The sequence below is a fragment of the Sulfitobacter sp. SK011 genome (genome assembly GCF_003352065.1).
GTDB lineage: Bacteria > Pseudomonadota > Alphaproteobacteria > Rhodobacterales > Rhodobacteraceae > Sulfitobacter.
Window position 1 is genome coordinate 1493881 of the sequence record NZ_CP025803.1, and the last position, 9440, is coordinate 1503320.

A 9440-nucleotide genomic window follows, 5' to 3' on the forward strand; every position below is an offset into this window, starting at 1 on the left:
TTCGAGCCGATTTCGTTGAAAAACCCGCTGTTTTCGGCGTTGCTTTCTGAGCTAGTGCGTTGATTTTTTTGAGGGTCCGATGTTTGGTCCTGTTCTTAGCCAGTGGCGGGGACCATTGGCTTGAGTTTTGCCAGTTTCCGGAGGTTCTGGGCGGTGGCAGCGAGGGTAAATTCGTCTTGGACGCCACATGGTCCTCGTAGTCGGACGCGAGCCAAGCCGAGGATGCGTTTGAGATGTGCAAACAACATCTCGACCTTTTTGCGCCGTCTCTGAGCCGTTGGATTGAAGTCGGAGGCTGTGCACAGTCGGGCGAAGTCCCTGACGATCTCGTATTCTTCTCGGTTGACGGAGCGCGTTGCTGTGTTTGGGCAGCATTTGGGCTTTGATGGACATGTCTGGCAATCGAGTTTCAGGCTGCGATACTGTCGGCGGCCAGCCTTGGCTTTGTGCCTTTTGGGGTCAGAGTAATTTCGCCGGGTATGACGCAGCTCTTTTCCTTCCGGGCAAATGTATCGGTCATTGTCTTCGTCCCAAGTGAAGTCAGACCGCGACCAAGTGCCATCCTTGCGCTTTGAATGGTCAAAGACAGGGATGAACGGGAGAATTTTCCGTTTGAGCGTTAACCAAACGAGATTGTCAGACGAACCGTAAGCCGTATCCGCCGCAACCCAATCCGGCTTCAGGCCAAAGCGGTCTTCTGTGCGATCAATCATTTTGCGCATCGCACCGACCTCTGCCTGCCGGATCGACCGGCTGACGTCCACATCCATGATGATCCCGTGATCTGTGTCGATGAGGTAATTGTCTGAATACGCAAAGAAAGCGGGGCCTTTACGCGCGGCAGTCCATTGGCTGGCCGGATCGGCATGAGCGGTGAACTTGGGTGTTGTCTCGCTGGCACCACCAAAGGCTGCGTCGTCAAGAACGTCGAGGTATTCACGCACCGCGCGCGGCGCATCTGCTGCTGTGACCTCCCGAGCGGCCCAGTCTTGTGGGTTGCTGGAATTCTGCTTCTGAACATCAGCGCTGATCAAGCTGGCATCGACGGCGAAGCCTTCGCCACCAACAAGGCCCTCTTCTATACAGCGCGCAACTGTTGTCTCGAAAACATGACGCAGCAAGTCACTCTCGCGGAAACGGCCGTGGCGGTTCTTTGAAAAGGTAGAATGATCAGGAATGCGATCGCTTAAATCGAGGTGGCAAAACCAGCGATACGCCAAGTTCAAGTGCACCTCTTCACAAAGGCGGCGTTCAGACCGGATACCGAAGCAATAACCGGCCAGTAACATTCGGATCAGCAACTCTGGATCGATCGACGGGCGGCCTGTGTGACTATAGAAATTTGCCAAATGCCCCCGAATACTGCTGAGATCAAGATGTCGGTCAATCGAGCGCAATAGATGATCTTGTGGAACATGATCTTCCAGCGAGAACTCATAGAACAACGACCCTTGCGCTTCCTGCTTCGGTCCCATCATCGCCAATCCTCCCGCTCAATACAGGAATTGAATCAGCGACTTGCCTACGGATCAAGGAATAGTTTTTCAACGACATCAGCCCAATCTGTGAATTTGATTTTCTTGCTGCGCGCGCTCGCAGCACCAAAATTGCCGCAGGTGCATAGTCATTCGCGCTGCAAAGCGGTGGGAAGAACCAGCCATTCAAGAAAGGCTAGGTAGAATGAATTTGTGAAACCACACAGCTTGTGTTGATACGAGGTTTTAGAACTTGTTCAACTTAGTCGAGGAGGTCGATAAGCACGCAGCGGTTACGATGATTTCGACCTTGAGCTCCGAACGGGCAAGCTTTGCTTCACCGCAGGCGCGGGCGGGGGCGTAGCCTTCGGGAACCCACGCGTCCCAGACGGCGTTCATTTCGGCGAAATCCGCCATATCGGCGAGCCAGACAATCGCCTGCAGCATCTGCGCGCGCGATGACCCGGCCTTTTCCAGCAGGGCGTCAACGCGCGACAGGCAGTCGCGGGTTTGTTCGGTGACTGTGGCACCTTCTCCGACCTGTCCGCACAGGTAGGCCACACCGTTGTGCTTGACGATCTTGCTCATCCGCGCGCTGGTTTCGATCCGTTCGATCATGGGCTCTCCTATTCCGCTGCGTCCAGGTCTGTATCGTTCATTGCCGCAAGTTCGCCAAGCGTAACCGGTTTCAGCGGCGGGCGGATACGGTAATAGCCGGTTTCATCCGGTGATCGCCCGTTCGCCTCGGCCAGCAGCGCCGTCACGGTCAGTCCGCAATAACGGCCCTGGCAGGGACCCATGCCTGCACGACCAAACGCCTTGGTCTGGTTGGGGCCAAGGCACCCGAGTTTTGCGTATCTGCGGATATCACCTGCGGTCACTTCTTCACAGCGGCAGACAATGGTGCTGTCAGCGGGGTGCAACGCAGAGCCATAGGGCGGATAGGCCGCATCCAGAAACGGGCGTGCGGCCCGTTCCCGTGTCACTGCGCGGCGCAGGGGGGTGGCCAGCCGATCGCAGTCCTGTGTAGACAGGCGGCCGGCGTTCTGAGCTATTTTCAGGGCCGCCAATCGCCCGGCATGTTCGGCCAGTTTCGCGCCGCCGATCCCGGCCCCATCACCGGCGATGAAAACCCCTGCGACATCGCTTTGGCCCCAGGCATCCAGTTCTGGCACAAATGCACCCTGGACCGGATCCCAGTGGTGGCCAATGCCAAGTGACCGCGCTGCCTGCGTGTTGGGGACAACCCCGTGATGCAGAAAGACCGTTTCGCAGGCAATCCGCTGCTTGCCGCCTTTGTGGGTGAATGTGACGGCATCGGCCTTGCCTTCACCTTCAACGGCGATCTGGGTCGCACCCGTGTAACGGGGCACTTTGGCGCGCTTGATTTCGGCGAGCATCTTCAAGCCTTTTGCCATGTAGGGCCAGCCCCGCAGTGCGCCGCCCACATGCCGCAAAGCGCGGATCATATCGCCCGGGGTCTGGGTCTCAATCATCGCGGCAGGTGGCGTGCCCGCGCGCACCATCTGCGCCGCGATCAGATACAGCAGAGGCCCCGAGCCCACCAGCACCGCGCCCTGCGCCACTATTCCGGACTGCTTCAGCAATATCTGACCTGCCCCGGCTGTCATTACACCCGGCAAGGTCCAGCCGGGAATGGGCATCGGGCGTTCCAGTGCGCCGGTTGCCAACAGAATGCGATCCGCCTCGATTTGTGCACCGCGGCCTGCGCAGGTGTAGGAAATGCGAAACCCGTCTTCGATGGCCCAGACGACCGCACCGGAGATGTGCTCGACACCACTCTGCCGCAGGCCTTCGGTCAACCGCGCGCCATCGGTGTAGTCCTTGCCAAGAAGATGCCCACGCGAAATCGAAGCCCGATCCACATCGCGGTATATCTGTCCGCCCGCCCGAGGTTGTTCATCCAGCACTGTAACGCTTAGGCCCAACTCAGCAGCTTGCGTGGCGGCGGCCATGCCAGCGGGGCCTGCGCCGATAATGGCGAGATCACGTTTCATTAGCATGTGCCCCTATTTCCTGAGGTCGCGTGATGACCATACCTTCGGTCACCTCCAACATGCAGGCTTGGCGGGTCATCCCGTCAATCTCAACCAGGCAATCAAAGCACGCTCCCATCATACAGAATGGTGCGCGCGGCGCGTTTGAGACGGGCGTGTGGCGGAATACGTCAACGCCGGCAGCGAGCAAGGCGGCGGCAAGATTTGATCCTTTGGGCAGGCTCAGCAGTTCGCCGTCCCATGTCACGTCAACACGAGGACCGCTTTCGAGCTCAAGAAACGGCGAAGCGGTTTTCACTGAAGACCTCCAAATCTGGCGCTGCATCGGTGCCTTCCAACCAGTCCGGCAGAAGACGTGCATGAGCTGCGGCAAGGGTGATACCGCTGTGGCAGGTGACGAGATAGGCACCGGGCATCTCAGCGCTTTCATGATAGATTGGTAACCCGTCGGGTGACAGTATGCGTAAAGCACCCCAACTGCGCACAAGCTGTGCGCGGGCCAATGCGGGATAGGCTGCAATAGCCTCGACCGCCAGCCCCGACAGTCCTGGCTGTGTCACGCGATCATCAAGACCGACTTCTTCATTCGTCGCGCCGATCTGGATACCACCCTCGTCCACTTGCCGCGCAATCAACGATGGACGGTTGATCAGTTTGGGCAGTTTTTCGGTGATCAGAACCTGACCACGTTGCGGGCGAATGGGGGCTTTGAACCCCATTTTGGGGCCAAGTTGCGCGGCCCCGAGGCCTGCAGATAGGACCACTTTGTTTGATGTGACACACGTGCCATCCGAGCAGGTAACGCAGAAAGCATCGGGCTTAGTCACGTCGGTCACGGTTTTTCCGGTCAAGACGCGCCCGCCTAACCGACGGACATCTGCGGCAAGGGCAACAAGTAGCTTCAGTGGATTTGCATGGCCATCTTGGTGATGAAGAATGGCACCGACGACTTTCGGCCCGATATGCGGTTCCGACTTGCGCAGCGCGTTATGGCCGAGCACCTCGTAGGGATAGTTTCCGCCCAGTTGTTCCTTAAGTTTCTCGTACTTCTGTACAGTAGCATCCAGCGTTTCTTCGGTGAAATGCAGATCGAGGCCGCCATTTTGTTCCAGCGGAATGGGCTGTCCCGTGTTGTCGCCAACCTCGTTGGCAAAGTCTGCCCAAATCGCAGCAGAGTCTTGGGACCATTGAGCATAGCGGGGTTGATTCATGCCCTTGGACTGCACCCAAACTAGTCCAAAGTTGCCTCGACTGGCACGGAAAGATCCATCTTCGCCGTCCAGAACTGTCACCGTCAGTCCGCGTCGGAGCAAACCCCAAGCGACAGAGAGGCCAACAATTCCGCCTCCGATGATGGCATAATCGGTTTCCATGAAATCCATTCCGATGGTGGGAAGACGTGTCAGGGCAGCGTTTACCGCCCTGACAATGCGTGCTTAGTTGCCAGCAGCAGCAACTTGATCAAGGATCGCTTGGCCCCATTCGACGCCTACATCTTCGAGAACGGCTGGCCAGATCTCAGCGCGGGCTTTTGCAGCCATGGCGGCAAGTTCTTCTTCGGTCAACTCGGCCACGGTGGCACCCAGCTCATCGACAAGACGCTGCTCGTTCTTACCTTGATCCGCTTCGGCGACTTCCCAGCGTGTTGCTTCAAACGCAGCGGCCTGTTCCTTAAGCGCCGCTTGATGTTCGTCAGACAACTCGGCAAGGCTGTCATTTGAGATGATCATGTACCAAACCTCAAAATGGGTATTGGCTGGAATGTAGGTCTTGGTCACGTCGCGGAACGACGCATAGTACCCTTCAGCACCCGAACCGATCACACCGTCAACCACACCGGTCTGAACCGCCGTGAATGCTTCGGAAAACGGGATAGGTGCAGGAATGTAGCCAAGCGCTTCGCCAGTCAGCTGGAAACTTTTGATGCCTGGGACGCGCACCTTGATGCCGTTTGGCTCAGTCGAACCAGGATTGGCGTTTTCGACGTTCAAAGCAATGCCGCCAAAATACACAGGGTATGCGGCCAGCATGGTGATATCCTGCTCGGCATAAAGCCCGGCTACGGTGTCACGCACAATGCCGCCGGGGCCGTAGATGGCGCGGGCCTGATCCCAGTTGCCTGCCAAATATGGAAAGGAACTGATCTGCATCCGGCGGTCAGCAGCGGCTGCTGCTGGCTGTGTTGCCATATCGATTGCACCAACGCTGATGCGCTCTTGTACGGTTGTATAGTCGCCAAGGGCAGACGCAGGGAAGATGTTGATCTTAACATCACCGCCTGTAGCTTCATCGACGGCCGCAGAAAAGGCGCGCAATTCTACGTCAATCGTGGCGTCTTGCGGACGCACGTGGCTCATCTTCAGATCCTGGGCAGCGGCATAGCTGCCAATGGCCATCAGGGCAGCGGTCGCTGTGGTTAGGAATGCATGTTTCATTTTAGGTTCCTCCTATGTTGGAATGCATTGGTTTAGTGAATTCAGGGGGCCACGTCGTATCCAAAGTAGCGTGGCAGAAAGAGCGACAGGTCAGGCCAGAGCGAGGTCAGGAAGACGACGGGGACATAGCCAAACAGGATGAGTTTCATTGCCGGTGGAATGACCTTGGTCACCTTCACGTTGCCGATGCGCGCACCCAGATAAAGGATGGACGCATAGGGCGGTGTCACGCCACCCATGGCAGTGTTGACACCCATGATCGCGGCAAACTGCACCGGGCTGACGCCGATCGCATTCATCAGGGGCAAGAGCAGCGGCGCAATGAGGATGATCGCAGTCACGTCATTGACGACCATGCCGACGAGAAACAGCATGATGTTGATCATAATCAGCAACAGCACCTTGTTTTCGGTGATTGAGAAAATGCCCTGCACCAATTTCTGCGGGATGCTTTCATAGACGAACATCTGACTGAGGATCATCGAAAACAGGATCATCATCATGATCGCGCCCACGGCAGTAGCCGCTTCTTTGCCCGCGGAAAAGAAGTTCTCCCACTTCAAGCCCTTGTAGATCAGGAACCCGACCGGGACGGCATAAATCACGGCAACGGCGGCGGCCTCTGTCGGGGTCATGATGCCACCATAGATGCCGCCAAGGATGATCACAGGCATCAGCAGCGCGGGGAAGGCGTGAAACCCGCGACGTGCTACTTCGCCAGACAACTCTGAGAAGGACGGTTTGTCGTCAAGGATCAGATTGAACTTGCGTGCCATAAACAAGTTGATCACCGAGAATGACGTCATGATCAGCAGGCCGGGGCCGAGCGTGGCAAGAAAACAGGCGAGGATCGAGGTGTCGGTCACCCAACCATAGACGATCATCGTGACAGACGGAGGGATCAGCAGGCCAAGGATCGAGGAATTCGCGATCAGCGCGGTGGCGTATTCACGGGGATAGCCGCGCTTTTCCATCTCGGGGATGAGCAGAGGTCCGATGGCCGCTATCCCTGTCAGGCCGGAACCAGAGATCGCACCGATCACCGCGCAGGATACGGCAGCAACGACGCCTAGACCGCCACGCACATGGCCGATAAAGGCGTTCACGAAGCGCAACAGAGACGCTGCAATTCCACTTTCCGACATCACCGTGCCCGCGAGAACAAACAGCGGAATAGCGAGCAAGACGGGGTTACCTAACTGCTGCACACCCCACAGCATCATGCCCTTCATGGTCACGTCGCCCATGAAATACATGATCATCAGGGCGGATCCAAAACAGTAGGGAAGTGGCACACCAAGGGTCAGCGTGATGACCAGCAGGGCAATAGCAAGCAACGCAATCTCAATCATGCTGGTTCTCCGGATTGAAGTATGCGGATATGGCGAACCAGATGCGTCGCTGTGTAGATCATCATCAATGTCATCCCAACGACCAGCGCCACGTCTGAATAGAATGTCGGGATATAAAGCGTCGGGCTTTCACGCCACACACGCCAAGCGTATTGCGTATACTCCCACGCCCAAGATAGCAGCCAAAGGCCGACGATCAGGCTGATGATCTCTCCGATGATGGCCAAGATGGTATGTCCGCGCTCTGTTTTCACGAATATCTCGAGCACATTGGCTCGGATGTGGGTGTTCTCGCGAGACGCGTTGACGGATCCGAGGATGTAGAGCCAGACAGTTGGATAGGCCATCGTTTCCTCAAGTCCCATGACGGGGATCTGGAAAACATAACGTGTTATGACCTGAACGAACTGGCCCAAAGCCACCGATATGATCAGCGCCGTCAGCAGATATTTTGCGAATTTATCCATCTGTCCCCCGTCCCCAGGCTTCAACGCATGGGATACCTAATGATCACACTGGACATTTGGCATTAAATCAATTTCATAATATCTTTAACTTCATAAATTGAATTTATACCCATGCATCTATCCCTTCGACAACTCTCGACCTTTCGGGAAGTCATGCGGTCCGGCTCCATCAGTCAGGCAGCTCGATCGGTTGGCCGCACGCAGCCAGCCGTTTCAACCATGGTTCAGACCCTCGAAGATCAGCTGGGGTTTTCCCTGTTCATAAGATCGCACGGCAAACTGACGCCCACACCCGAAGCCTATTTCTTTCTTGAGGAATGCGAGGACATCCTTGGCCGGGTTGAACGCACAGAACGCACGTTGGAACGGATCAGCTCATTGCAATCAGGCAAGCTCAAAATCGCCTGCCACCCTGCCGCATCAAGCGCTTTTCTTCCTCGCCTTTTGACCGGCTTCCTGAGAGACCGGGACGATCTTGATGTGTCCCTTATCATGCGATCCTCAGACGTGATTGAAGACCTAATCGCATCGCAACAATACGACCTTGGATTTGCCGAGACGCCGCAGCCGCGCGCGTCGATCCGGCAAACAGACTACGATCTTGAGTGCGTTTGCGTTTTACCAAAAGACGATTCTTTGGCGAAGGCAGATGTCGTCACGCCCGACGATCTGGATGGCCGCCCGATGGCCGTTCTTTTTGATGAGCACGGAACGGCTGTTCAAACAGAAGCCGCCTTCCGCGCCGCTGGACGCCAATTCAACAAGCGGATCGAACTTCGCACCTTTCTTCCGGGACTGCAGTTTGTGGCTGCGGGCGTCTGTGTGATGGTCTGCGACATGATCACGGCCTATAGCCATCTGACACAGGCCCCAGAGAATGAAAGGCTGTCAATCCGGCGCTTTAGCCCACACATATCGAACAGCGTCTCAATTTTGACCCCGGGCTACGCAACACAATCGATGGCCGGCCAGGCGTTCATAGGCGAGCTTCACAACGCGGTAGAGCAGATGCAGGTCGAGATCCGCGACGCGTTGAAGTAACCGCGACTGAGCTGCACAGTTATGCAGTTCGAAACGCAATCTTATGTGATGACATCGTGCCAATGTTCAATGTCTGCATTGGCGACATGAACTCCATCACAGCGACAGGAGTGCTGCAAGCGCATAGCGATGCTGCGTCAGCAAAGTGCGAAAAACGATCGGCTGCTTTGTCCACACTGTGTGACTTCATGATAGGCTCAGCCAACGGCTGGTTCCATTCATCGCAGCCATTGGCTTCGGTCCACCCCGATGACCGAGTTGCGGACTTTCCGGCCCTTCGCTCGCATCAGTTCAACTGCCGCTTTCGGCTTATTTTGTTGAAAAACTCACGCTTGATCGAGGCCTGAACTGCTGATTCAATTCTCTTAACAAGCGGGAGTATCAGCGATGTTGGGACCGAGGCAGGAAGCACAGGCAGCGCTGTTTTACGAGTTTTCGCTGGAAGACCATGTCCCTCAAGATCACCTGCTGCGTTCGATTGATCGGTTTGTCGATCTGAGCAGCATCCGTGCGCATCTGGCCGATTTCTACAGCCATACTGGCCGTCCTTCTGTCGATCCGGAACTTTTGATCCGCATGCTACTGATCGGCTATTGCTTTGGCATAGGAAGTTGCACCCTGCCGGGTGAACTTGCCCCAGGGATTTCGACTT

Annotated in this window: 9 protein-coding genes and 1 pseudogene; 2 read left to right on the plus strand and 8 right to left on the minus strand. The window is 56.3% G+C overall.

The genetic code is table 11. The features are described from left to right. Window positions 1-95: 95 nt before the first annotated feature. From C1J02_RS07365 to C1J02_RS07400, 8 genes are all read right to left on the minus strand, one after another. Window positions 96-1478, minus strand: coding sequence for a transposase (locus C1J02_RS07365; protein WP_114877634.1), 1383 nt, complete (start codon window positions 1476-1478; stop codon window positions 96-98). Between the two features lie 243 nt (window positions 1479-1721). Continuing rightward, window positions 1722-2093 (minus strand): RidA family protein, encoded by a 372-nt coding sequence (locus C1J02_RS07370; protein WP_114877993.1) that lies wholly within the window; start codon window positions 2091-2093, stop codon window positions 1722-1724. An 8-nt stretch (window positions 2094-2101) separates the two neighbouring features. Further along, a complete protein-coding gene (locus tag C1J02_RS07375; protein WP_114877994.1) occupies window positions 2102-3493 on the minus strand; it encodes an NAD(P)/FAD-dependent oxidoreductase in 1392 nt (463 codons plus the stop codon). Further along, window positions 3483-3791: a (2Fe-2S)-binding protein gene (locus C1J02_RS07380; protein ID WP_114877995.1), complete on the minus strand. Its 309-nt coding sequence runs from the start codon at window positions 3789-3791 to the stop codon at window positions 3483-3485. Before C1J02_RS07380 ends, C1J02_RS07375 begins: the two co-directional genes overlap by 11 nt. Then, a complete protein-coding gene (locus tag C1J02_RS07385; RefSeq protein ID WP_114880444.1) occupies window positions 3766-4866 on the minus strand; it encodes an FAD-binding oxidoreductase in 1101 nt (366 codons plus the stop codon). Before C1J02_RS07385 ends, C1J02_RS07380 begins: the two co-directional genes overlap by 26 nt. Window positions 4867-4929: 63 nt before the next feature. Then, window positions 4930-5928, minus strand: coding sequence for a TRAP transporter substrate-binding protein DctP (dctP, locus tag C1J02_RS07390; RefSeq protein ID WP_114877996.1), 999 nt, complete (start codon window positions 5926-5928; stop codon window positions 4930-4932). A gap of 41 nt (window positions 5929-5969) precedes the next feature. Next, window positions 5970-7280, minus strand: a complete 1311-nt coding sequence (locus C1J02_RS07395; RefSeq protein WP_114877997.1) for a TRAP transporter large permease — start codon at window positions 7278-7280, stop codon at window positions 5970-5972. Then, a complete protein-coding gene (locus C1J02_RS07400) occupies window positions 7277-7747 on the minus strand; it encodes a TRAP transporter small permease (protein WP_114877998.1) in 471 nt (156 codons plus the stop codon). The genes C1J02_RS07395 and C1J02_RS07400 overlap by 4 nt, the downstream gene beginning before the upstream one ends. A gap of 111 nt (window positions 7748-7858) precedes the next feature. Here C1J02_RS07400 and C1J02_RS07405 point away from each other — a divergent pair, with 111 nt between their 5' ends. Both C1J02_RS07405 and C1J02_RS07415 read left to right on the plus strand, forming a co-directional pair. Further along, window positions 7859-8788, plus strand: a complete 930-nt coding sequence (locus tag C1J02_RS07405; RefSeq protein ID WP_114877999.1) for a LysR family transcriptional regulator — start codon at window positions 7859-7861, stop codon at window positions 8786-8788. Between the two features lie 387 nt (window positions 8789-9175). Further along, window positions 9176-9400, plus strand: a pseudogene (locus C1J02_RS07415) (IS5/IS1182 family transposase); the annotation flags it as partial. Window positions 9401-9440: the final 40 nt, after the last annotated feature.

Coding starts and splice junctions, on each gene's coding strand:
- C1J02_RS07375 (WP_114877994.1), bottom strand. CDS start 3,493: ATGAAACGTGATCTCGCCATTATCGGCGCAGGCCCCGCTGGCATGGCC.
- C1J02_RS07365 (WP_114877634.1), bottom strand. CDS start 1,478: ATGATGGGACCGAAGCAGGAAGCGCAAGGGTCGTTGTTCTATGAGTTC.
- C1J02_RS07385 (WP_114880444.1), bottom strand. CDS start 4,866: ATGGAAACCGATTATGCCATCATCGGAGGCGGAATTGTTGGCCTCTCT.
- C1J02_RS07400 (WP_114877998.1), bottom strand. CDS start 7,747: ATGGATAAATTCGCAAAATATCTGCTGACGGCGCTGATCATATCGGTG.
- C1J02_RS07370 (WP_114877993.1), bottom strand. CDS start 2,093: ATGATCGAACGGATCGAAACCAGCGCGCGGATGAGCAAGATCGTCAAG.
- C1J02_RS07405 (WP_114877999.1), top strand. CDS start 7,859: ATGCATCTATCCCTTCGACAACTCTCGACCTTTCGGGAAGTCATGCGG.
- C1J02_RS07395 (WP_114877997.1), bottom strand. CDS start 7,280: ATGATTGAGATTGCGTTGCTTGCTATTGCCCTGCTGGTCATCACGCTG.
- dctP (WP_114877996.1), bottom strand. CDS start 5,928: ATGAAACATGCATTCCTAACCACAGCGACCGCTGCCCTGATGGCCATT.